Origin of the sequence: Zhongshania borealis (assembly GCF_039539625.1) — a bacterium.
In the GTDB taxonomy this organism is placed as follows: Bacteria; Pseudomonadota; Gammaproteobacteria; order Pseudomonadales; family Spongiibacteraceae; genus Spongiibacter; species Spongiibacter borealis.
This window is the reverse complement of record NZ_BAABDM010000007.1, coordinates 44164-66703: the sequence shown is the minus strand read 5'-3', so window position 1 is coordinate 66703 and position 22540 is coordinate 44164. Positions and strand designations below refer to the sequence as shown.

At 46.8% G+C, this 22540-nt stretch carries 22 protein-coding genes; 9 read left to right on the top strand and 13 right to left on the bottom strand.

Annotated elements, in window-relative coordinates:
• Positions 1-61: 61 nt before the first annotated feature.
• From ABD836_RS15420 to ABD836_RS15400, 5 genes are all read right to left on the bottom strand, one after another.
• Positions 62-961: a VOC family protein gene (locus ABD836_RS15420; protein WP_344937681.1), complete on the bottom strand. Its 900-nt coding sequence runs from the start codon at positions 959-961 to the stop codon at positions 62-64.
• Positions 962-976: 15 nt separating this feature from the next.
• Complete coding sequence (locus ABD836_RS15415) at positions 977-1807, bottom strand: alpha/beta fold hydrolase (RefSeq protein ID WP_344937679.1); 831 nt, start codon at positions 1805-1807, stop codon at positions 977-979.
• 74 nt (positions 1808-1881) lie between these two features.
• Entirely contained in the window at positions 1882-3093 is a 1212-nt protein-coding gene (locus ABD836_RS15410) for an acyl-CoA dehydrogenase family protein (RefSeq protein WP_344937677.1), read from the bottom strand.
• A gap of 137 nt (positions 3094-3230) precedes the next feature.
• A complete protein-coding gene (locus ABD836_RS15405; RefSeq protein ID WP_344937675.1) occupies positions 3231-4226 on the bottom strand; it encodes a Rieske 2Fe-2S domain-containing protein in 996 nt (331 codons plus the stop codon).
• Positions 4227-4257: 31 nt separating this feature from the next.
• Complete coding sequence (locus tag ABD836_RS15400; RefSeq protein ID WP_344937673.1) at positions 4258-5433, bottom strand: amidohydrolase family protein; 1176 nt, start codon at positions 5431-5433, stop codon at positions 4258-4260.
• Between the two features lie 366 nt (positions 5434-5799).
• Here ABD836_RS15400 and ABD836_RS15395 point away from each other — a divergent pair, with 366 nt between their 5' ends.
• Positions 5800-6093, top strand: coding sequence for a 4Fe-4S dicluster domain-containing protein (locus ABD836_RS15395; RefSeq protein ID WP_344937671.1), 294 nt, complete (start codon positions 5800-5802; stop codon positions 6091-6093).
• Between the two features lie 83 nt (positions 6094-6176).
• On the opposite strand, the gene ABD836_RS15390 is transcribed toward ABD836_RS15395, so the two are convergent.
• The 3 genes from ABD836_RS15390 to ABD836_RS15380 all read right to left on the bottom strand — a co-directional run bounded on the left by ABD836_RS15390 (position 6177) and on the right by ABD836_RS15380 (position 8419).
• A complete protein-coding gene (locus ABD836_RS15390; protein WP_344937669.1) occupies positions 6177-6476 on the bottom strand; it encodes a hypothetical protein in 300 nt (99 codons plus the stop codon).
• Positions 6477-6611: 135 nt separating this feature from the next.
• On the bottom strand, positions 6612-7547 hold the full coding sequence (locus ABD836_RS15385; RefSeq protein ID WP_344937667.1) for a LysR family transcriptional regulator: 936 nt from the start codon (positions 7545-7547) through the stop codon (positions 6612-6614).
• Positions 7548-7582: 35 nt separating this feature from the next.
• Positions 7583-8419 (bottom strand): SDR family NAD(P)-dependent oxidoreductase, encoded by an 837-nt coding sequence (locus tag ABD836_RS15380; RefSeq protein WP_344937665.1) that lies wholly within the window; start codon positions 8417-8419, stop codon positions 7583-7585.
• A 560-nt stretch (positions 8420-8979) separates the two neighbouring features.
• Here ABD836_RS15380 and ABD836_RS15375 point away from each other — a divergent pair.
• From ABD836_RS15375 to ABD836_RS15360, 4 genes are all read left to right on the top strand, one after another.
• On the top strand, positions 8980-9750 hold the full coding sequence (locus ABD836_RS15375; protein WP_344937663.1) for an acetoacetate decarboxylase family protein: 771 nt from the start codon (positions 8980-8982) through the stop codon (positions 9748-9750).
• A 166-nt stretch (positions 9751-9916) separates the two neighbouring features.
• On the top strand, positions 9917-10459 hold the full coding sequence (gene folE, locus ABD836_RS15370; protein ID WP_344937661.1) for a GTP cyclohydrolase I FolE: 543 nt from the start codon (positions 9917-9919) through the stop codon (positions 10457-10459).
• A gap of 11 nt (positions 10460-10470) precedes the next feature.
• Positions 10471-11520: an SDR family oxidoreductase gene (locus ABD836_RS15365; protein ID WP_344937659.1), complete on the top strand. Its 1050-nt coding sequence runs from the start codon at positions 10471-10473 to the stop codon at positions 11518-11520.
• Entirely contained in the window at positions 11520-12203 is a 684-nt protein-coding gene (locus tag ABD836_RS15360; protein ID WP_344937657.1) for an SDR family NAD(P)-dependent oxidoreductase, read from the top strand. The genes ABD836_RS15365 and ABD836_RS15360 overlap by 1 nt, the downstream gene beginning before the upstream one ends.
• 300 nt (positions 12204-12503) lie before the next feature.
• Here ABD836_RS15360 and ABD836_RS15355 read toward each other — a convergent pair whose 3' ends face one another.
• From ABD836_RS15355 to ABD836_RS15335, 5 genes are all read right to left on the bottom strand, one after another.
• Entirely contained in the window at positions 12504-13277 is a 774-nt protein-coding gene (locus tag ABD836_RS15355; RefSeq protein ID WP_344937655.1) for a glucose 1-dehydrogenase, read from the bottom strand.
• A gap of 78 nt (positions 13278-13355) precedes the next feature.
• The gene (locus ABD836_RS15350; protein WP_344937653.1) at positions 13356-14180 is read right to left on the bottom strand and encodes an alpha/beta fold hydrolase; all 825 of its coding nucleotides are present in this window, start codon (positions 14178-14180) and stop codon (positions 13356-13358) included.
• Positions 14181-14206: 26 nt separating this feature from the next.
• Positions 14207-15412 carry an acyl-CoA dehydrogenase family protein gene (locus ABD836_RS15345; RefSeq protein ID WP_344937651.1) on the bottom strand — a complete coding sequence of 402 codons (1206 nt, stop codon included), beginning with the start codon at positions 15410-15412 and terminating at the stop codon, positions 14207-14209.
• Positions 15413-15514: 102 nt separating this feature from the next.
• Positions 15515-16558, bottom strand: a complete 1044-nt coding sequence (locus ABD836_RS15340; protein WP_344937649.1) for a 3-ketosteroid-9-alpha-monooxygenase, oxygenase component — start codon at positions 16556-16558, stop codon at positions 15515-15517.
• Between the two features lie 119 nt (positions 16559-16677).
• Positions 16678-17637, bottom strand: coding sequence for a flavin reductase family protein (locus ABD836_RS15335; RefSeq protein ID WP_344937647.1), 960 nt, complete (start codon positions 17635-17637; stop codon positions 16678-16680).
• Between the two features lie 327 nt (positions 17638-17964).
• On the opposite strand from ABD836_RS15335, the gene ABD836_RS15330 reads away from it, so the two are divergent.
• From ABD836_RS15330 to ABD836_RS15315, 4 genes are all read left to right on the top strand, one after another.
• Complete coding sequence (locus ABD836_RS15330) at positions 17965-18771, top strand: fumarylacetoacetate hydrolase family protein (protein WP_344937645.1); 807 nt, start codon at positions 17965-17967, stop codon at positions 18769-18771.
• A gap of 3 nt (positions 18772-18774) precedes the next feature.
• Positions 18775-19677 (top strand): acetaldehyde dehydrogenase (acetylating), encoded by a 903-nt coding sequence (locus tag ABD836_RS15325; RefSeq protein ID WP_344937643.1) that lies wholly within the window; start codon positions 18775-18777, stop codon positions 19675-19677.
• A 17-nt stretch (positions 19678-19694) separates the two neighbouring features.
• A complete protein-coding gene (gene dmpG / locus ABD836_RS15320) occupies positions 19695-20717 on the top strand; it encodes a 4-hydroxy-2-oxovalerate aldolase (protein ID WP_344937641.1) in 1023 nt (340 codons plus the stop codon).
• 112 nt (positions 20718-20829) lie between these two features.
• Complete coding sequence (locus ABD836_RS15315) at positions 20830-22497, top strand: FAD-binding protein (RefSeq protein ID WP_344937639.1); 1668 nt, start codon at positions 20830-20832, stop codon at positions 22495-22497.
• The last annotated feature ends 43 nt before the right edge of the window (positions 22498-22540 follow it).

The following is a 22540-nucleotide window of genomic DNA, read 5'->3' as shown; positions in this document are numbered from 1 at the left end:
CAATAATTCCTAGCAGCGCTTTAAAACGTTGCATTCACAATTTTTATTATTAACTACGACATTACAATGCAAACTTGTGGCCCCAATGACTTGGCAAAGTAGTTTTGGTTGGAGTAAAGTTTTCCCAATCCATCAGCAGGCCATCGCATCCAAACTCAAGCGGAAAATCACCTGGCGTCATCATGTAAAACGACAACATATTGTCATTGGTATGACGCCCTAGCGTTGAGGTTATTGGAATTTCTCGTTCCAGTACGCGCTGTAGGCACTCACCGACTTCGTCTATAGTTTTCACTTCGAGCATGAGGTGGATACAACCCGCAATACTCTCGCCGCCGAAGAGTGCAACCGAATGGTGGCGAGGATTATTCACATGCATGAATTTCAAGGCCAAACCCGGCTCTTCTGGATCATCACCAAACTTAAAGTGCATATAATCAGAATCACCAAAGCCAAGTACGTCCTTATAAAAAGCGTGTGTTTCCTCTAAATTTACAGCTGGCAAAACCGCATGACCGAATCCAGAGCTACCATTCATGCCGGTCTCAAAACCCGATATCCCAAGCGGAGACACAAATTTTACGTAATCGAGATCAGCGCCATAGTACAATTCCAGAGTATTACCCGCAGGGTCATTAAACCGAATGAAATCGAGAACCCCGCGCATTTTTAGCTCCGCCGGTGAGCCCTTGCTATAGTGAGTACCACTTGACTCCAACTCAGCAATAGCCTGTTCAAAATCATTTTTATCATATAGTTCTAAGCCAATTAATTGCAGGCGATTTTCGGCTCCAGGTAAAACGGCGAAACGAAATGGCCGTTCGTCAATTTTAAGAAAAACATTCTCGTCGTCATATTCGGCGGTCACATCCATCATGCCGAGGACCTCGGTGCCAAACACTCGCCATTCATTGGGATCTTTAGACTCGATAAATGCGTAACCTAAACTCCGAATATTCATTGCATGTCCACCATATTAAGCCGCGAAAAATTCCAAGCATTCCTTATTGAAAAGATCCTTATGCTCAACCATTACCCAATGACCGCACTCAGATACAATAACAAACTTAAGATTGGCACAATTCTTAGCAACCGCCAGAATGCCACTATCTGGCATCATGCGTTCGTTCGCCCCCCAAAAGGCCAACACGGGACAAGACAGCTCCTTCAAGCGCTCCGCCAAATAGGGAATCTGCATGGTAATCATCACGTGACCATTCATCAGTTCCATAATTTGAAAACGCTCAGCGACCAGCTCATCAGTCGCATACTTGGGGTTGTACATCAAACCAAAGGAAAATAATTCCTTCATGATCTCAGGTGTAATAGGTTCGCCAGAGCCATAGACCTCAAACATTTTTTGCATGCCTGGCATAGCAAAGTACTCTTCGGTCTGACTCATCCCACCGGGCGCGAGTAGAACCAACTTTTTAACAAGATCTGGGTACTCCAGCGCCAGCCCAGTTGCGACCGCGCCACCTAGCGAATTACCGATGACAAAGCATTCAGTAACGCCGGCTAGATCTAGCGCCTGTTTCACGCATTCCACAAAAAAAGACAGTGGATGGTCAACATCATCTGGCTTGTCAGAGAAGCCAAATCCGATTAAATCCAAGACAATACAGCGATAACCTTGCTCAGCAATAGTCAGGTAGTTCTGCTTGAAATTACTATGACCACTCGCCCCGGGACCAGAACCGTGCAAAAACACCACAACAGGGCCTTCACCCCTATCAATGTAATGAATACGATAGCCGTTCGGGCAAATAGCATAATTCTCGTCTGGCAAGACACCGTTCAAAGCCATTTTTATTATCCTTTTATAATATCGATTACGTTTTTATAGCGATTTCAGCAGCAATACCAGCGTGCTCACCACCACTACAATCCCAGCTCAGTGCTTTCGTGACCAAATAAAACACCACCGAGATTTATTTCAAATGAATCGGAGACATTCGCGACATGTGCCTGACTGGCCAGCATGTCGAGGTGTTTGGCAAGCAGCGCGCTTTTATTGCGTATTGACCCAGACCCCGATGCTTTAAGCATCTTTGAAGACAGTGCTACACAGCGATCAGCGACTTTGGCGCTCTCATAGCGAAACCGAGCACGCTCAGCCATGCCGATTTCGACACCAGTTCTAGCGCTGTCTAGCATCGCCTCAAAATTGGCTATCATTGTCAGTTTCATTGATTCGACTTCAGACTTCACTTGTGCCGCTATACGTTTAGAATCTGCATCATCGCGCATCATAACCCGTCCGGCTATGCGATTATTAGCAACGTGTATATAGTCGTCTAGCGCCGCTTCTAAGGTGCCCAAAGTAGCAGTACATACCGCACGCGAGAACACCTGCATAAAGGGCAATTGATACAGCGGCGGTTTGTTCTTGTGCTTATTAGTTATTACATCGTTAAACATAAAATGTGTTCTGTGCTCAGGAACAAACACATTATCAACATCTATGTCATGGCTTCCGGTACCTTTTAGGCCCACAACATCCCAGTTTTTAATGATCTGGTAGTCCTTTCTTGGAATCAAAAACGTTCTGTAATTTTCCATCTCCCAAGAACCGTCCTCTGCCGGCGCGACGCCACCGAGGTAGACCCAATCACAATGCTCACATCCGCTAGAAAAGCTCCAGCAACCACTCAACATAAACCCGCCGTCAACACGAGTTACCAACCCTACCGGTGCATACGAAGACGATATCAATACACTAGGATCAGTTGCCCAAACCTCTTTCGCTGCCTCAGGGTCAAACAAATTTAGCTGCCAGTTGTGAACACCGATAACACTGAGCACCCAGGCCGAAGACATACATGCCTTAGCAATTTCCATCACTACTGAGTAATAGACCTGGGGGTCCATTTCGTAACCGCCGTAGGCCTCGGATTGCAATATTTTAAAGAACCCAGCCGTTTGAAAATCGGCAATCGTTTCTTCCGGCACCTTGGCATCCAAAGCGCACTGTGCAGCCCGCTCTTTTAGCACAGGCTGGAGCGCTCTGGCTCGCGCCAGTAGCTCATTGGCGCGAGGCGAACCTAAGCTGCGCTTAGTCGACTCAGAATTACTTTCTGGCATACTCGTCATGTTAAACTCCCACTTCTATTATTGATGGTCAGTGAACGCGGCTTACTCCTGACCGTACTTATTTTCGTGTTATCTAACGACATTACTATTTTCTATATCATCTACCGTTTAGTAGTTGATAATTCGTAGAATAATAATCAAACGATTTTTACGGATTCTGCAATGTCAAAATCATAAAATTGGGAAAAGTATTTCCTAAACTGCATAATTGGTCCGTCGCCATCACACAATATCGGTTTCACGAGATGAAATTTGTTGTGCCAAATCGGTATATCACCTTCAAGACCTTGCTGCCCATTGGTCGTTGCAATGGAATACTCCATAATATTGTCTAGATAACTTCCTTTCTCATGATTTGGGTAACTATAGGAGAACCGAACCTCGACTTTATCCCGCGTCACAGGTGTCACCAACACCTGCACAAGATAGTCGCCAACACCACTAAAGCGCGTCCATTTTTGCCCGGCGCCGTTTTGTACCACACTGACACTTACCTCGGTTTCTTTAACTTCACCATTCTCGTCAGGAATCATATGACTGCCAGTAACAAGACTGCGACGGATATGGCCGTCGTACTCCGTTTTGCCTAGCGGCACGGCTTCCATTTTATGTACAAACTGAAAGTGCGCGACATCCACACCGTTCTCTGCAATCTCTTGCGGACATGAATCAAATTCCCAAAAGTAGCGTCGATTTTGTACCCAGCTCGTATCATTGGTTTCAGCTAATTCAATGACCTCGTATTCCGGCTTAGCACCGTTAGGGTGATACCAGGCCCAGATAACACCATTTTGTTCACAGACTGGAAATGACTGCAAGCATGGCTTACCTTCCCATTTAGGCGGTATACGCGACGCATAGGGGATTTGTGTGATCACCCCCTCGGTGTCGTAATGCCAGTGATGGAACGGACACCGTATAGACTCGCCCTGTACCGTACCACCGTGACCAAGATGTGCACCTAAATGCGGGCACACAGGGCTCGTTAAGCCAAGCTTTCCCGATGCAGTCCTAAAAAGAACCATATCGCGTTCAAAGTAATGAATATTCTTAACTTCATTAACCGCCAACTCATCACTAAAGCTCACACAAAACCAGCCGTAAGGCATTGGCATAGGAAAACGCTCAGCCACCCTGCAACCCTCCGTCGTTATTATTTTTCTGTTAAGCGAATACCGATTTTAAGGGCCCGATACGCGCTGCAATTTTATTAAGCTCAGTTTCGTCTAAGTTATAGCATTCAATCGCATTGCTACTCAGCATCAACTTAAGCTCGGGCTCCGGAACACCTTTTAAATAGCGAACCATTTTATCGTGCGTATTCGGCCAGCTTCCTTCAGGGTGCGGATAATCAGTCCCCCACATGACATTATTAATGCCGATCTCATGCCGAACTGCTGTTGAGCCCTCATCAAACAAGGCCGACGCCCCTACCCATACATTGCGCTTAAAATACTCACTTGGCGTCATGGTGAGGTTACTTCTAAAGTCGCCGAGCTTCCCAGATGTGTGCTTAACCGATGCCCGCACATCCATCAGCTCCATCAAATGCGGTATCCAAAATTCACTTACCTCAGTCAAAGCAAACTTAAGCCGTGGAAAGAGCTCAAATACACCACCAAAGATCATAAACCACAGCGGACGGGCCGCCCACCATGCAAACTCAGTGACAAACACACCAATAGCACCAGGCAGCGTGTAATCATAATCTGGTGAAGGACCTGAATGGGTATGAATTACGATTCCATACTCCTGGCAGTACTCCCAAATAGGGTAATATTTAGGGTGATTATAGGCATCTCGATCGCCCATTAGCGGCGGAATTAGAATTCCCCGAAACCCATTTTTGTGGGCCCATTTAATTTCATTTAAAGCCTCATCCACATCATAGAGCATCAACACAATAGCAACGCCAATTCGACGAATTGGGTCTTCTTTCATGAACTCCGCCATCCAACGATTGTGTGCTCTAGCCCCCGCCCACTGCAATTCAGGGTCAACACCCCATGGCCGCAAACCTAAATCGGCACCAAATGGCGGCGCGTTCATTTCGGTAATTCCGTCTGGGAACAAAACTTCAGCCGCAACGCCGTCTTTGTCTATCACCTTGTTACGTACTGCGCCATCCCATGCGCCAGACAAATTATCTTCAACTTGCTCACGCCATTTGTCATTAAACTCGGTGAGCAACAGGAATTCTTCGGCTTTGCGAGTCTTTTCCCTTTGAATAGGCAATGCTTCGTCAAAAGCGGCATGATATTTAGATTCAAGATAGTCGCGATAGCGTTCCATTGGGAGCCCAGCATGACCATCGGTTGATACGATTAAATAACGATCCATTTTAATTATTCTCTATTAACACCAACATGCTCAAACTATAGAGCAGGGGATAACAGCCGAGAAGAATCTAAACGTAATTACATTGTTCACAACCAAGAGCCAATAAAGCTGGAATGTAATCTAGACAGGAGCCAATGCGGAATTTTCCATTTTTAAACTCATCGACATCACTTAAGATATCGCAGTCTGCAATTTTATTTATTGTGAAATCAACAAAATGTACTTTACTATCATGGCGCATTCATTTCCGCGCACTCGCTTCGTCGGCTAGGCTTGTGGAGCGAAAAAAACAGCATAATCATCACCCGAGAACGCTCAGACACATAATAGTGAGCGAATTTCAAAAACTACAATTGGAGCAATGCCATGAGCGAAGTTGATTCCTGCAGCGAACTATCTGGACGAGTGGCGCCCATCGTCAACAGAAATCGCTGCGAGGGCAAAGATGCTTGTGTAATGGTATGCCCATTTGATGTATTTGAGATCGCGAAAATATCAAAAGAAGAGCGGGCTAAACTGTCAATAATCGGAAAAATTAAGGCATTTAACCATGGCGGTATGCAGGCATTTGTCATAAACCCCTCGGCATGTCATGCGTGCAAGCTTTGCATTGATGCCTGCCCAGAAAATGCCCTAAGCCTGCAGCCCTACACACCGTAGCGGTCCGCAGGAATAAGACAACCGCTAGGCGCCTGCCAACAGGCACCCAGCGGTACTAGTGAGCGGATATTCCCCTCAAGGCATTAGGAGGCGCGCTTACCTTCAACGGCATTCTTGCCCATTGGACCGACCTTTACAGTACCGGTAAACGCGTCACCGTCAACCAAGACATCAAATTCAAGATCCATAGAAATCGGCTTAGTTACACCACAAAGCCAGGTCGCCTTATCACCATCAACCTTGCCTTCTCGCATCGGGATACTTCCCATCGGCGATTGAATCTCACCACTCAGATCACTTCCAGAAAGACTTACATTCATCTTTCCTTTCTGTTTTCCCATTGGGGTATTCAACACAACATCCCAAGACCCTTCAATACTCATAGTGTTTCCTCTTTTATTGTATATATAATTTTAAATAAAAAATTTAAGTAAAACATAAAGCGCTGTTTCACCAATTTTTTACGTCACTAACTCACACAGCATGAATGCCGAATGAAGAATTTACTTATAGATTCGTTAAAACTTGTGAAATAAATTTTTATTATCCAACCAAGCTTCGCCAACCATGCTTTTGCATAGGAAATCGATAAAGAACCTTATTTTTGCCGAAAGATGCTGATTACCAGAATATACCGCCCAGGCGGTACGCCAATAAAAATTCCACGGCCTCGGCAGTCGAATCAATTCACCCGAAGCCACTTCGTTAACCACAAAAAAATCGGGAAGCTGAACAATTCCGATACCTGCCATTGCGGCAGCCTTAAGCGCTGCACCGTCCTCACTAATCCAATTACCAGCCACACGAAGCTTATTTACATCTCGTTGGGCACTAAAATGCCAGACCCTGTCCGGAGTGCACAATGAATTGTAATGCTGCAAATCTTCGATATTTAGTGGCATACCGTATTCATCCCAATATGCCGGTGAGGCATATAAACTCATGGTATAACCGCCTAATTTTCGCGCCACAAGAGACGAATCTTCGAGTTCGCCATAACGTATTGTTAAATCATATCCTTCAGCAATTAGATCAACGTCCCGGAAACTGGAATGCACTGTTATCGACATTTCTGGGTGCAGCCGCGCAAAGGAGGCAATGGCGCCGGCCATATACTGCACACCAAACCGGCAATTTATAGCGACCTTCAATATGCCCTTTGGGCTATTCTGCATCTCGGATATGACTGACTCGAGATTTTCGAAACGGCGCGAAAGTGTAAGACACTCTTGATAAAAAACCTCACCCACATCAGTCAACGCCAGCTGCCGGGTCGAACGCTGAAGCAACCGCGCATTTAATCTATCTTCAAGTTTGCCAACCTGCTTACTAACGTAAGATTTAGACACACCAAGCTTTTCTGCTGCCGCAGTAAAACTACCCGTCGCCACCGACTGAACAAATTCGTCGATACCATCCCACCTACCAATTGAAGAACTAACAAATTTAGACACATGACTCCTTTTGGGGACGATTCCCAGCATTACTTTTAGTCAAACTCTACATCACTATAGCTAGGATTCTCGCCATTAAGCACCGCGTTTGTCAAACTCCTGTAATAGCCGCTGAAGGGATGCGTAAATATCCAAAATTTATTGTCTTTTATTGCATCAAAAACGATATTGGCGCAGATGTCTGGGGTAATAAAGTTAGGATCGCCCGCCACCGTCGCCGCATTCGCCTCTGCGATCATTTCTGGGGTAGCTGTATCACCAAGTGCCCGAGAGATAACCCCTTCAGCAATATTCGTTGCCACTGGACCAGGACACAATAGTGAAACGCCAATTGGCAGTCCCTGCAATTGCAATTCAACACTTAGACACTCGGTAATCCCACGTACTGCCATTTTTGACGCGGTGTACTGTGCCATACCCGCCGCCGCCACCAGAGAACCAACGGAGCCCGTGTTGATAACATGAGCCTCGCGTTCAGCCGCAACCATGATCGGTAGAAACGCATTAAGCCCGTTAACCACACCCATAACATTAATAGACAGTAAGCGTTCCCAATCTTCTACACTCTGCTCCCAACAGCAACCGAGGCTAAGAATACCTGCGTTGTTAAACAGCAGCTCGATCGATTTAAACCGCGAGAAACATTCATCCGCAAAGAGCTTCACTGCCGCCGAATCCGACACATCTAACTTTTGGGCATAAACACCTACGCCAGCGAGGCGGAGCTCTTCCGCCAAGGTATCGAGTGCCGCCGTGTTCATATCGGCGACGCAAACATTCATCCCAAGGCTCGCAGCTTTAACCGCAAGGGCGCGACCTATACCACTGGCCGCCCCAGTTACAACAGCAGTTAATCCGTCAAAATTTTCCACAATTAGTCCTCATAAGCTAAATTATTATTTAAATGAGCGTTCCGGATTCGAGTAGCCACCCGACCACGGAGCGTACTATTAACTTGCAGAATATCGAATACTGCTTATAGAGTAGTCGTCAACAGCAGTTACCGACAAATGAAATCCGCGCAGCAACACCGAAGCTCTAAGGGTTTAAATGCAACTACATTAAGGCTTTAAACCCTAGCACAACATTGGCGCACCATTTTGAGTCGCCACAACCGCTATTATTCTTGATCATCAATTTTCGATAAGCACCGGCATTAGCAGCCTAGGACTTTAGCCCGAGCCCGACACAACAGTAAAGCACTTGCTGTAAACACATTGTCGCCAAATAACGCCCAATCCCTGACGTTTAATTGGCACCGAGCTGCGAACAGTCATATTACGTTTGATCTCTTATTGCCACTCAGATCAGGTGGTAGTATTTCCGGCGTCGTCTATAGAAAGCGACGGTGGCAATTCAATGTTCGGCGCACTGCGCACAGCAACAAGAAATTCACACAAGAATAAATACTCTGATAAGAGGCCTTTTAAACATGACAAATACCACTCATGCCCCCTTAACAACACCCGGCGAGATTGCACAATGGCCAATGTTAAAAATTGTTTATCGCACAGATAAGGAGGCCATCGCTAAACTACTGCCGCCAGGTATTGATGCTGGCGAAACACCAAACGTAAATTTGACGGTATACAACCTGCCAGTAAACTGCGAACCTGAGTACGGTGTGTTGATTACGGTCAATGCCAACTACCAAGGCCAGAGCGGGGAATATGCAATTGGCTACGGAATTGACCAAGAAGCAGCAATTCATATAAGTGTAATGATGAATGGTCAGCCAAAATTTCCAGCGACCACCGAGTACTACCGTCTTGGACCAGACGTTACCGCCAGGTGCCACCACCAAGGTTATACCTTCCTTGAGTTTAAGGGGCTTGTTGGCGAAGAGGACCCAATCAACGGCGACCCTGAGCGGTTTGAATGGTGGACTAAATATTCTCGCCAAGTTGGTGGTGGCGAAGGCTATGACTTCCCTCCACACGTAGTAAAAGTGCACGGAAAATACGGGCCCGGCTACAGGCTAGCGGTGACAGGTAAACTTACCTTGCTAGAGAGTCCCTGGGACCCAATCGCTACCTTGCTGCCATTGCGTGAGCAGATTTCCTCTCACCTGTGGTGGCCCGAATACCGCAGTCGCGAAGTCACGCTTGCTGGTGAACTTGATCCGAAAGCCTTCTGGCCATTTGTCGACACAATTGGCGGCAGTCGCTGGCCAGGACAATTGGGCGCTCCGCCAAAAAAATAGATCGTCTGCACCTTGCCGTGCAAAAGATTGCGCGGCAAGGTGATTCATCTTAAATCACCCCACACGTATATCGCACGGCTAATTCTGCGTCAGTCTCAGTAGCTCGCAACCCGTCACCACAGGGCGATCTATGAATCTGCTCAACAACAAATAGTAATAATAAAATATGGAAAACGCATACTTACAAATAATCAAAGCAATCGGTGAAGACCCCCAACGCAACGGTTTAGTCGATACGCCACAGCGCGCGGCCAAAGCCATGCAATACCTTACCGAAGGTTACGAAAAATCATTGCATGACGTTGTCAACGGCGCACTATTTACCGCAGACTCAAACGAAATGGTTATTGTATCCAATATTGAACTGTATTCACTTTGTGAACATCATCTACTGCCATTCATTGGCAAGGCGCACGTGGCATACATTCCAAATGGCCAGGTACTGGGTTTATCAAAAATCGCACGCATCGTCGATTTGTACTCAAGACGACTGCAAATCCAAGAACAGTTAACAACCCAGATAGCGGATTCAATCATGTCGGTCACAAACGCGCTGGGGGTTGGCGTAATCATCGAAGCTAAACATATGTGCATGATGATGCGCGGCGTACAAAAGCAAAATTCTGTTATGCGAACGTCGGCAATGATTGGCGAGTTTAAATCTAATCAAGCAAGCCGAAACGAATTCCTCTCGTTAATTAGTCATTAAGGGGCGATGACATGGAATGCGTATTGGTCACAGGCGCATCGGGGTATGTCGGGCTACACTGCGTTGCGCAATTATTAGCACAGGGCTATTTAGTAAAGGGCACCGTTCGGTCTTTAAGTAGAGAGGCTGAAATACGCAATTCACTGACGAACGCCAGCATATGTTATGAAAACCTCTCATTGATCAAAGCCGACCTTACCGAAGACACTGGATGGAAGGACGCCGTCGAAAACTGCGACTATGTACTGCATGTTGCATCACCGTTTTTTATTGGCGAACCCAAGGACCCAAATCATTGGATAAACATAGCAAGTGCAGGAACATTAAGAATAATGCGTGCCGCCAACACCGCGGGGGTAAAAAAGCTTGTACTCACATCATCCTGTGGTGCAATTACCGAAAATAGAGGCGGGCTAGAACTATTCAGCGAAGATGACTGGACTGACCCGACACTGGCGAGAGTTTCCACGTACTTTAAAAGTAAAACAATCGCCGAGCGCGCCGCGTGGCAATTTGCTTTAAGTGGCGACAAACATTCCAAGATGGCCCTGACTGTCATCAATCCGAGCATGATAGTTGGTCCATCTTTGAGCGACGATATTGGAGTTTCAAATGGAATCATTAAACGAATGATAGACGGCTCAACGCCAGCGACAATCGCACTGCATTTTGGCTTTGTCGACGTTCGCGATGTTGCCAAAGCCCACGTACTTGCATTAAAAAGCACTCGTTCAAATGGCGAACGCATAATCGTCTCGGAACGGGAAATGTGGCTTAAAGATGTCGCTAAAATTCTGCGTGATAATGGCTACAACAAAGCACCTAAAATTGAGCTACCAAACTTTCTGGCCAAACTATTTGGCATGTTCAACACAGAAATCAGAAGTACCACAAAAATATTGGGGCAAAGACGTATCACCACCGCAAACAAAGCAAAGAACATTTTAGCTTGGTCGCCTCGAGATGTAAGAGATTCCATTCTCGAATCAGCGCGACAAATCACGGAGCTAGAAGAATCTAGCACAACAACGCGAAGCACCTTACGTACTGGAGCAAAATAATGACACCATTAAACATCATAGTGACCGGAGGATTTGGCGAGCTAGGGACGGCGGTATCTCAGGCTTTCGCGCGCAATGGCCATAACGTCTGCCGAGTAGACTATGCCTCCTCCCCTGCCACCACCATTGATCACACGCTAGATCTCGCCGGCATAGACCTCACTAAGCCGCTAGATTGCGAGAAAGTCGCAAGCACGGCAAAAAACACCTTTGGGGGCATCGATGTACTTGTCAATATCGCCGGCGGATTCTACTGGGGAAACCTAGACAACAGTGAACTGTCGGACTGGGAGCGTATGTTCGGAATGAATTTACTCACCGCAGTATCAATGACCAAAGCCGCACTGCCAGAAATACAACAAAGTCGGTCCGGTCGAATTATCAATATTGGCGCCATCGCCGCGCTATCAGCTGATGCTGGCATGGGCGCTTATGCCGCATCTAAATCCAGCATACATAGATTTACCGAATCACTCGCTAAAGAACTATCCACCTCAAGTACAACGGTAAATGCAATATTACCTAGCACTATCGATACAAAAGCCAACCGGACAGCAATGCCAGATGCCGACGCAAATAGCTGGGTAACACCTGACGCCATTGCCGACGTAATTCTTTTCTTATCTTCATCGGCTGCGCACTCCATATCTGGCGCGCTGATACCGGTTTCAAAAGGGGGATAATACAGCGTAGTAGATCCAAGGGAAGGACTCCGTGTAGATTTGCGACTCAAATTGACCCGCTAGTTGCACGGAAGAGTAACACCTTCCTAATACGCTTAACCGATTGAACGCACTGTGTCTTTGTGCCTTGACGTGAGTCAGGTCATCCTGCAATTATTTACGATAATTGGTTCAAAATTAAATGTAAATCAACAATTACGGATTGATAAGTTAGAAATGGGCCGCTTACATTACAGGTGAGTTTGAAGAACTGCCATTCTATTTGAACAAATCCACAAGACTCCATCTACAAATTTTAATTCACCGAGCTGTGTAACCACCATCGACAATCAACTCACTTCCTGTCATATAGCTCGCATCATCGCTGGCTAGAAATAGAATTGGCTTGGCTATTTCGACAGGTTCAGCTGGTCGCTTCATCGGAATCATACCGCTCATCTTCTCCATAAAGCCGCTACACTCTTCTTCCGACATTCCATCGATCACGTCTTGTACAAGTCTCGTCATAGTATGTCCGGGGTGAACCGAGTTAACCCGAATATTGTAGCCTTGATCAGCACAGTGCAGCGCCGCTGATTTAGTAAACATTCGAACGCCACCTTTGGAGGCATTGTAAGCAGCCAGCAGTGAATCACCGACGTTACCTGATATAGAGGCTATATTAACAATTGCGCCACTCCGTCTTTTCATCACCGAAATAGCCTTGCGTGTACCGATAAATACACCATCGATATTAACCGACATAATTTTACGCCAATCTTCAAGGCTGGCGTCCTCGGCAGATCCCGTCAGCACCATACCTGCATTATTAACCACCACATCTAACTGCCCATAACGCTTGATCACGTCATCAACTACTCTATCCCAATCGGTCTCCTGGGTAACATCAAGCATGCCTGCCTCAATGAGCAAACCTTTCTCAACTAATTCGGCTATTGGCGCTACCGCTGTGTCAATACTGTAGTCGGTAGCAATCACGCGGCCACCTTCACGAGCAAATAGCTCAGCCGCCGCCCAGCCTATACCCCGGGCCGCACCCGTCACTAAAACAACTTTTCCGCTAAAACGCGTCATTGATTTTATTTCCTATCGACATACAGCATCTTGCGATTAAGTAAATTGAGATTTAAAATATTGTCCAATAAGACTTGGCTATTCCGCCAAGAAGGCTAAACACTCTCTATTAAATAGCTCGGGATACTCAACCATCACCCAATGTCCACATTCGGTTAACAGCTGAAATCGAGTGTTATTGCAGCGATCAAGTATTTTCATCGCTCCGCTAGGAGGGCAAAACAGATCGTTCATACCCCAGAATCCTAGTATCGGGCACGCAATCTGCGACAGTGCTTCCGTCTGATCCGGCACTTTTAGGGTACTAAGCACCTCGGCAGGTTGCTGCTCCATTACCGGAAACCGCTCAGACACAGCTTGCTCTAGCAAATCTTGCATCGTATCTGGAGCAAATAGCTGCAGTTCCAGTAAATTTTTAAGTCCGTCTGGAGTCAGCTTCTCATCACTAAGAAACCCAGACATCATTGCCTGGATACCTCTCATACCCATATACACCGAAATATCTTCAATTCCTCCGGGTGCCATCAAAATCAACTTATTGACTCTCTCCGGAAAACGCAAAGACAAACTAATCGCGATAGCACCTCCCAAGGAGTTACCAATAAGAACGCAATCATCTACGCCGAGCTTGTCCAGCAATGACATAAGACAATCAGAAAAGAACTCTAAATGATACTCGCGATCAGAGGGTTTACTTGAAAATCCGTACCCAATCAGATCGGGTACAATAACTCGATAACCAGCATCCGCCATTGCTGGGTAATTAAGTTTAAAGTTGCTGTAACCGCTCGCACCTGGCCCGCTACCATGAATGAAAACCAAGACGGAGCCCGCCCCCTCTTCGTGATAATGAATGCTTAGATCATTATCTATTTCGCAAAACTTACCTTCCGGCAAACTCATTCATTTCACCTATCTTATATGTCCAATTAGATAAAGAAATCCTGATTATCTAAGCCAAGTCGCACCGCACCCAGGTTATAAGCAAATTTACTTGGGGTATTCGCGACATGTGCCCTCGCGGCATTTAGATCTAGAAAATACCGCGCAACAGGATTATTCATATAGATGCCGCGCCCACCCAAGTTATGCTGCAGCTTGGTCACAATCTCAAGGCAGCGATCCACCACTACGGCGGAATCGTAACGATACTTAACTCGATCATCGATTGATAACATACGATCCTCGTGCGCCGCGTCGTATAGGTCATTCATATTGCAAAAAAGCGTTTGTTTAAGCTCGTTAATAGCAACTACAGCATCCGCGACTATGGTTTGAGCAATGGGATCGTGTACCGTTCCTTTCTCAGAAAAGGAGGGCATACGCTTGGCAGCAATCTTTAGGTATTCACTAAGCGCGCCCTCTGCGGCACCAATCGCCCCTGTTGATACCGAACGCACAAATAACTGAGCCCACGGTATGCGATAAAGCGGAGCTTTGTTAACGTCATTACCAGGGCTTTGACATAAAAAACCATCCAGCGCTTTATGAGTGCGGTACTCTGGAACAAACACGTCCTCAACTAATATATCGTTGCTACCTGTGGCACGTAGACCTAAGACATCCCAATTTTCAATGATCTGATAATCACTGCGCGGGAGCAGAAAGGTACGCATGTCAGGAGCGCCAGCTTCGCTTAGATCCGGGGGAATCATCCCGCCTAATAACACCCAATCGCAGTGGGTACAACCACTGGAGAACGACCATCGGCCACTAATTCTATAGCCACCCTCGACTAACTTAATTTTAGCCACTGGCTGGTAAGTCGAGGATACTAATACACTGTCATCGTCACCCCATACCTCCTGCTGCGCTCGGTCGTCAAACAAAGCCAACTGATAGGGGTGTACACCGATAACACCGTAAATCCAGGCGGTAGACATACAGGCTTCGGCCAGCGCCATCTGCACTTTAAAAAATGTATTGGGATGCATCTCAAAGCCATTCCAACGCTTGGGCTGTAAAATACGAAATAGGCCTGCCTCACTCATTGCACGGACAGTCTCATCGGACACGTTACGAGACTCGTTGGCCTGATAGCTACGCTCTTTTAATACCTTCGCAATTTCTTTTGCCCTAGCGACAAGCTCGTCACAGGTCGGAACTTCTACATCAGAAGCATATTGAACGCTCATTAACACCACCATTTTTTACAACAACGCCGAGATGTCATGTATAAACTTTATCTCGTACGTCAAAATTCAGATAAACTAAAAGGTCTTTATCCCACCTCGAATCTAGACTTTTATTTCTCGTCGAGACTGCCACTTAGTGGGGACATCCGCCTTATTTACATAGAACTGTTGATACCACTGCCTTAACATATTGATTGGTCCGTCACCGTCGCAGAGCACCGGATTATCAACGCGCGTTTTGTTCTCCCAAATCGCTACATCTTCATCAAAGGCTCGCTGAGAGGCGTCTACGTACGCTTCGAGAAAGGCTTTACCTTCTGCCTCGCTCATTCCTGCAATTTTTTTAATCTTAACGCCGAAAAAAAGTTCAAAACTATCGGTATCGATCGGCATGTGCGCATTCATCCATATCGACTCAACGTGCTGACCTTGGATCGTCTGCTTCATATCAACGTACATGACAGCAGGCCCGTAGTACGTGGCGACAGATATCATCTCCGCCGAAGCGTCAAACTCGCTCCTCTCATCATTGATGCCACGCATAATCTGAGTAGCAATATGTCCTTCAAATACATTTGTAAATTCAGCCGCTGCGGAATGATGAATTGAACCAAAATGTGCTTTATCTGACACGTTATCTATTAGCTCACGGCAGTTTGTCGAAATATTAGTTCGACGTACTACCCACTCACTCCACTCATCGGCATCACAAACCTCCAAGTTTGGAATAGTAATATCGTCTGACGGCTGACTATCTTCAGGGTCATGCCATATAAACAATTGACCATTCACCTCTAAAACAGACCAACTTTTAATTCTAGCCTTAGGTGGTATTCGCTTAGCGTAGGGTATGTCGTCACAGAAGCCATCTGCTCCCCAGCGCCAGTCATGGAATGGGCAACGAATTGAATTTCCCTCTACGCACCCCCTACTTAGCTCTGCCCCCATGTGCGGACAGTACCCGTCGAGAACATAGACCTCGCCATCGTCACCTCGATACGCTACAAGTCTTGTGCCAAAACCAACTATCGGCTTTGGCTGATTAGTTATCTCTGCAGGTAGACCAAAATAGTGCCACCCCCGCGCATAGCGGTCTTCTATTGGCGCCGCTATAATCTTGATCGGTGCAATCTGCTCTTTAATCATTACTCTAAACTCCGCTATTTACCTTGTATTGCTTGCTTATACTTTACCGGCCACATGTCTATTGCCGACTAAAATGCAGCGTACTAGGCCAATTCGTGTTTTATTTTTCCTTACTGCACCTAATCTTCAACATCCCACAAATTGGGAATTCCCGGGTCAGTTCTTAAGATCACTTTTTTCAGTATCGACTTCAGGGAGTCGACTTCATTTGACACAAAGTGACTTCGCAACTTTTGCTCCACTTCCTTTGACGCGGCAAGCAGCTTCTCAGTAATCTGAGCTCCATCTCGGGACAGATAAATCCTGTCGCCGCCTTTTCCGTTCTTAATGGTAATTAGGCCGCGTTCGTGCATTTCTGCAATTTTTTCGTTGGTTGGGTGATGATTGGTATGCTCTAAGCATCTTGATATATTCTGAATAGTCCGACCTTCGCCAATGGACAACAGTAAAATGATGAAGTAATCATCCTCATCAATGCCTGAACTTTTGACCACATCTTTTATTGGCTCATTGAGCTGAAAGTGAGCTCGCGCCATTAGGTAGGGAAAAAAATCCTCAGTAAAGCCCACTTGATTCGCGATTGAGTCAACCTTGGGGGAATCAGGTATTTGCAGCACTTCACCACTGTGAAACTTACCTTTGTGGAATAACAACGGCGCCTTATCCGAGCCTTCGTATTCCAACACCTCGCCGACAAATATTATATGGTCGCCTCCCTCGTATTGAGTTAACACCTTGCATTGAAATACCGCCGAGCAACCAGAAATGAGTGGTGACCCGCCGACGCCTTCCTCGCAGGCAAGCCCATCAAATTTTTGGGTGCTTTTCTTCGCAAAACTCTTCGATAGTTCGATTTGGTCGTAAGCAAGAATATGAACAGCAAAGTAGCCGCTCGCAGAAATTGTCGCTAAACAGTTTGACGTTTTACTTAAACTCCACAAAACTAGTGGTGGATCTAAAGAGACAGAGTTAAAACTATTTGCGGTTAACCCTACACGACCACCTTTACTCGACGAGGTGACGATAGTAACTCCTGTCGCAAAATGGCCCAGCGCGTCTCGAAAAGCAGTATCATTCATACAAAAGCCTTGTTATTTACTCTGATATCAGCGCGCCGGCTATATCGAAGAGCTTGTCCTATGGGAAATTAACTTCCGACCAAATCTGCCATTCACAATGGCATACCCACACATATAAGTAGTACTTACTTTGTGCTCGCATTTGACGCCCCAAGACGTGCGGAATGCGAGTTTAAGATGAGTTCGCCCCACTCCTATCATGAACAACCAATATTGCTGACGCGCAGCTTCGTTACTTTTTTTGGGTCTGCGACTTATGCGATTACGCGTTCATTAATATTTGAATCGACGCAGCGTTATTTGCGACAACACCTCGACGGGGACTTCATGAGTTTGACAAATCAGCAACGACTAGAGCTTTCTCAAGAACTGTTCGATGCGATGACGACATGCACATCCATTCTGCCTTTTACCGAACGCTTCCCCGATATAAGCATTGACGACGCATATCACATATCACGGGCATTTATTCAGGCGCGACTCGACAAGAACGGCGAAACCATTATTGGCAAGAAGATAGGCGTCACATCCGCTAGTGTTCAGAAGATGCTAGGGGTATTTCAACCAGACTTCGGATTTCTGACGAGCGCCATGGCCCTGCCAAACGGTACAGAGATAGATATCGAAAACGTCCTAGTTCAACCTCAGGTCGAAGCGGAAATCGCGTTCCAACTTAAAAGCGACCTGCAGGGACCGGGGGTAAGTGAGCAGGACGTACTGGCAGCCACTGAGTACATCATCCCCTGCTTTGAAATCGTAGATTCACGAATTACCAACTGGCATATAAAAATCCAAGACACCATTGCTGATAACGCGTCTTGCGGATTTTATGCCTTGGGAGACGAGCGTATAGATCCCGCGGGAATTGATCTCGCCAACTTAAAAATCGTCATGCACAAAAATGGGGACTTTGTGAGTGAAGGCCTCGGTTCAGCAGTGCAAGGCAACCCACTCACTGCGGTGGCATGGCTCGCTAACACTCTCGGCGAATTTGGCACCAGCTTCAAAGCGGGTGAAATTATACTGTCAGGTTCAGTGGTGCCGCTCGAGCCCGCCAAGGCCGGCGACAAGTTTACCATGGAGCTAATTGGCTATGGCTCAACAAATATAAGCTTTAAACAGAAGGCAAGATAAGCTATGAGTAAACTAAAGGCCGCTATTATTGGCCCTGGAAATATCGGTACCGACTTGTTGCTAAAAGCACTAAGAAGCCAATGGATTGAGCCAGTATGGATGGTGGGAATTGAAGACTCCGCCGGCATTCAGCGCGCGCGAGAGTTTGGCTTAAAAGTCACCACCGATGGCGTCGAGGGTATGATTCCTAGAATGAAAGATGACGGGATTACCATCGTCTTTGATGCGACTTCGGCATACGCACACGCCAGGAACTCGACATTAGTAAATGAGCAAGGCGCAATGATGATTGATTTAACGCCTGCGGCAATCGGTCCCTTTTGTATTCCGCCAGTTAATCTGCAAACCCTAATAAATGAAGGCCATAAAAGCAATGTCAATATGGTGACTTGCGGTGGCCAAGCAACAATCCCCATTGTTGCTGCAGTCAGTCGCGTACAAGCCGTCGACTACGGTGAAATCGTAGCAACGGTTTCATCTAAGTCTGTCGGCCCTGGTACCCGAAAAAATATTGACGAATTCACGCGTACCACCTCCAGCGCAATCGAAGCAATTGGCGGTGCTAAAGTAGGCAAGGCAATAATTGTGATCAATCCTGCTGAGCCGCCACTAATTATGCGGGACACCATTCACTGCCTCACCAGCGATACGCCCAATCGAGATGCAATCACCGCGTCAGTACTGGAAATGGTCGCCGAAGTTCAAAAATACGTCCCAGGATACAGGCTCAAGAATGGGCCCATCTTTGACGAAAATCGAGTCACTTGCTTTATGGAGGTTGAAGGCTTAGGGGATTTCCTTCCGAAGTATTCAGGAAATTTAGACATCATGACAGCAGCGGCGTTAAGAACAGCAGAGATGTACGCGCAATTAGTCTTTAAGCAATCCACTTCAAATAAATCATAAAAGTATAGGCTTAAGCAATGAATTTAAAAGGTAGAAAAGTCATCCTTCACGATATGTGCCTAAGAGACGGTATGCACCCAAAACGCCATCAAATCAGCCTACAGCAGATGGTAGATATCGCAACTGGTCTTGATGCTGCGGGTATTCCGATTATTGAGGTCACTCACGGAGATGGGCTTGGCGGTGCGTCAGTCAACTATGGCTTCCCTGCGCATTCCGATCAAGAGTATCTAAATGCGGTTGTTCCCAAGATGAAATGCGCTCGGGTTTCCGCCTTGCTTCTGCCCGGTATCGGCACGGTAGAGCATTTAAGGATGGCGGCAGACTGTGGTGTCGGTACAATTCGCGTGGCTACCCATTGCACAGAGGCAGACGTGTCCGAACAACATATTGGGCTGTCTCGAAAAATGGGACTCGATACGGTTGGCTTTCTAATGATGGCACATATGATCTCTCCGCAAGCACTCCTTGAGCAAGCCAAACTAATGGAGTCGTATGGCGCAAACTGTATTTACTGCACAGACTCTGCAGGCTATATGCTGCCTGACGACGTTAGCGCCAGAATCCAACTTCTACGTCAGGAGCTGAACCCAAGCACCGAACTTGGGTTTCACGGTCACCACAATATGGGCATGGGTGTCGCAAACTCATTGACGGCGCTAGAAGCAGGGGCAAATCGCGTCGACGGATCAGCAGCGGGCCTCGGCGCCGGTGCGGGTAACACACCTCTTGAGGTGTTCGCCGCAACGCTTGATCGTCTCGGTGCTGACGTGGGTGTAGACCTTTTCAAGCTCATGGACGTTGCGGAAGACCTCGTGACACCTATGATGGATCATCCAATTCGCGTAGATCGAGACTCACTCATTCTAGGCTATGCGGGGGTCTACTCTTCCTTCCTACTCTTCGCCAAGCGCGCCAGCAAAAAATACGGCGTGCCGTCTCAAAACATCCTTTTGGAAATGGCAAAACGCAAAGCTATTGGCGGCCAGGAAGACCTTATCGAAGACGTAGCGATGGAAATGGCCAAAGCGAATGCCTAATAGAATAAGCAGAAATGCAAGTTTCTGAAGCCCGTGAATAGCAAGCAAATGCTAGCAAAAAATCACTAACTAAGATTTTATCAATAAGTTACTTCGGAAGGGCTCCGGCAGCATGAGCATCAATAACAAAAATATACTCGATACATTGAAATCCCAGGTTAGCACCTCATACCGAATTCAGCACTGTAACGATATTAACTGGGACGATACCACTGACGTCGCAGTGATAGGGTACGGTGCTGCCGGTGCGTGTTCGGCACTTGAAGCCAGCTCTCTGGGAGTTAAGGTGACGGTACTCGATCGCCTTAATGGCGGCGGCGCAAGCGCGCTGAGTGGAGGCATCATCTACGCCGGAGGCGGTACCGCTTATCAGAGCCAAGCAGGCGTCGAAGACAGTGTTGAAAATATGATGAACTATTTGCGCCAAGAAGCCCAAGGCGCAGTGTCCGAAGAGACCCTTCGCCATTTTTGCGAACAGAGTATTCCAAATCTAGCGTGGCTGGAAAAATACGGTGTCAATTTTGACAGCACGCCGTATAGCGAAAAAACATCATACCCGCCCGAAAACTATTTTCTTTACTACTCTGGCAACGAACTCGCATCACCCTACCGAGATATCGCCACACCAGCCCGTCGCGGCCACCGTGTTAAAGGCAAAGGATTCACCGGTCGCGTACTCTTCGAATCTCTAAATCAATCTGCTCAGCAGCAAAATAATATTGAGATAAAACAACACTGCGAAGTCACCCGACTAATTCTAGATCAACAAGATCGCTTGGTGGGAATCGAGTTGTTACAAGCTCCGGACAATAAGATTATTCAAGCCATAATAAGAGCAGTGAACCGGCTAGCGAATAAGTTTGCCGTACTTGAGCCTAAAGCAGGAACGCTAATTCGAAAACTAGTCCACGGATTGCGCCGCAGTGGGAAAACGAAATTTCTAAGAGTGCGCAAGGGCGCTATATTAAGCGCCGGTGGATATATTTATAATCGCCATTTAGTACAGAAACTAGCACCTTCTTATACTCCTGCGCGCCCGCTGGGCGAGGATTGTATAGGCAAGGGAATCAGTTTAGGCGTGAGTGCTGGCGGCCAAGTACAGCACATGGACAAGGTCTCTGCTTGGCGTTTTTTCGCACCACCAAATACAATGCTAAAAGGTGTTATTGTCGACGAGAAAGGTGAGCGGATATGCAACGAAGATCTCTATGGCGCCACGGCAGCTGATCGCATTTTAGAAAGTGGTTGCAAGCGCGCCTATCTAATCCTCGACAAAAGAATGATGGCTGAAGCAAGTGCGGAAACCCGAATAAGCAAGATGCAATTATTCCAATGGGCACCAGCGCGACTATTCTTAAGTATTTCCTCAACGAAAGCGACCACACTAAATAGCTTAGCGCGCAAGTGTCGGATTAATTTTCCGCGACTTCAAAGCACTATCGGCAATTACAATTCAGATGCTATTGCTGGAAAAGACAGGTATCACAAATCGACTGACTTTGTTCAAGCTATCGAGCAGAGTCCCTTCTATGCTATTGATATCTCCTTGCAGAACTGGCGGGTGCCATGCTTTGCAATAACACTGGGGGGGCTTAGCGTGAATGAACAGACAGGCGCGGTATTAGATGTTAATGGCAATAGTATAAGCGGCTTGTTTGCCGCGGGCCGAAGCGCAGTTGGCATCTGTTCAAACTCCTATGTTAGCGGCCTATCGCTAGCCGACTGCGTCTATTCTGGTCGCCGCGCTGGCCACAGCGCCGCCTTAGAAAAATCAGAATAATTGCCGTATTTACGACCATGTGATAACAAATGCTCTAGGAAGA

Excerpts from the sequence above, each read along its gene's own strand:
- ABD836_RS15420 (WP_344937681.1), bottom strand. The coding sequence starts at position 961 with ATGAATATTCGGAGTTTAGGTTACGCATTTATCGAGTCTAAAGATCCC.
- ABD836_RS15415 (WP_344937679.1), bottom strand. The coding sequence starts at position 1,807 with ATGGCTTTGAACGGTGTCTTGCCAGACGAGAATTATGCTATTTGCCCG.
- ABD836_RS15410 (WP_344937677.1), bottom strand. The coding sequence starts at position 3,093 with ATGACGAGTATGCCAGAAAGTAATTCTGAGTCGACTAAGCGCAGCTTA.
- ABD836_RS15400 (WP_344937673.1), bottom strand. The coding sequence starts at position 5,433 with ATGGATCGTTATTTAATCGTATCAACCGATGGTCATGCTGGGCTCCCA.
- ABD836_RS15395 (WP_344937671.1), top strand. The coding sequence starts at position 5,800 with ATGAGCGAAGTTGATTCCTGCAGCGAACTATCTGGACGAGTGGCGCCC.
- ABD836_RS15390 (WP_344937669.1), bottom strand. The coding sequence starts at position 6,476 with ATGAGTATTGAAGGGTCTTGGGATGTTGTGTTGAATACCCCAATGGGA.
- ABD836_RS15375 (WP_344937663.1), top strand. The coding sequence starts at position 8,980 with ATGACAAATACCACTCATGCCCCCTTAACAACACCCGGCGAGATTGCA.
- folE (WP_344937661.1), top strand. The coding sequence starts at position 9,917 with ATGGAAAACGCATACTTACAAATAATCAAAGCAATCGGTGAAGACCCC.
- ABD836_RS15365 (WP_344937659.1), top strand. The coding sequence starts at position 10,471 with ATGGAATGCGTATTGGTCACAGGCGCATCGGGGTATGTCGGGCTACAC.
- ABD836_RS15360 (WP_344937657.1), top strand. The coding sequence starts at position 11,520 with ATGACACCATTAAACATCATAGTGACCGGAGGATTTGGCGAGCTAGGG.
- ABD836_RS15355 (WP_344937655.1), bottom strand. The coding sequence starts at position 13,277 with ATGACGCGTTTTAGCGGAAAAGTTGTTTTAGTGACGGGTGCGGCCCGG.
- ABD836_RS15350 (WP_344937653.1), bottom strand. The coding sequence starts at position 14,180 with ATGAGTTTGCCGGAAGGTAAGTTTTGCGAAATAGATAATGATCTAAGC.
- ABD836_RS15345 (WP_344937651.1), bottom strand. The coding sequence starts at position 15,412 with ATGAGCGTTCAATATGCTTCTGATGTAGAAGTTCCGACCTGTGACGAG.
- ABD836_RS15340 (WP_344937649.1), bottom strand. The coding sequence starts at position 16,558 with ATGATTAAAGAGCAGATTGCACCGATCAAGATTATAGCGGCGCCAATA.
- ABD836_RS15335 (WP_344937647.1), bottom strand. The coding sequence starts at position 17,637 with ATGAATGATACTGCTTTTCGAGACGCGCTGGGCCATTTTGCGACAGGA.
- ABD836_RS15330 (WP_344937645.1), top strand. The coding sequence starts at position 17,965 with ATGAGTTTGACAAATCAGCAACGACTAGAGCTTTCTCAAGAACTGTTC.
- ABD836_RS15325 (WP_344937643.1), top strand. The coding sequence starts at position 18,775 with ATGAGTAAACTAAAGGCCGCTATTATTGGCCCTGGAAATATCGGTACC.
- dmpG (WP_344937641.1), top strand. The coding sequence starts at position 19,695 with ATGAATTTAAAAGGTAGAAAAGTCATCCTTCACGATATGTGCCTAAGA.
- ABD836_RS15315 (WP_344937639.1), top strand. The coding sequence starts at position 20,830 with ATGAGCATCAATAACAAAAATATACTCGATACATTGAAATCCCAGGTT.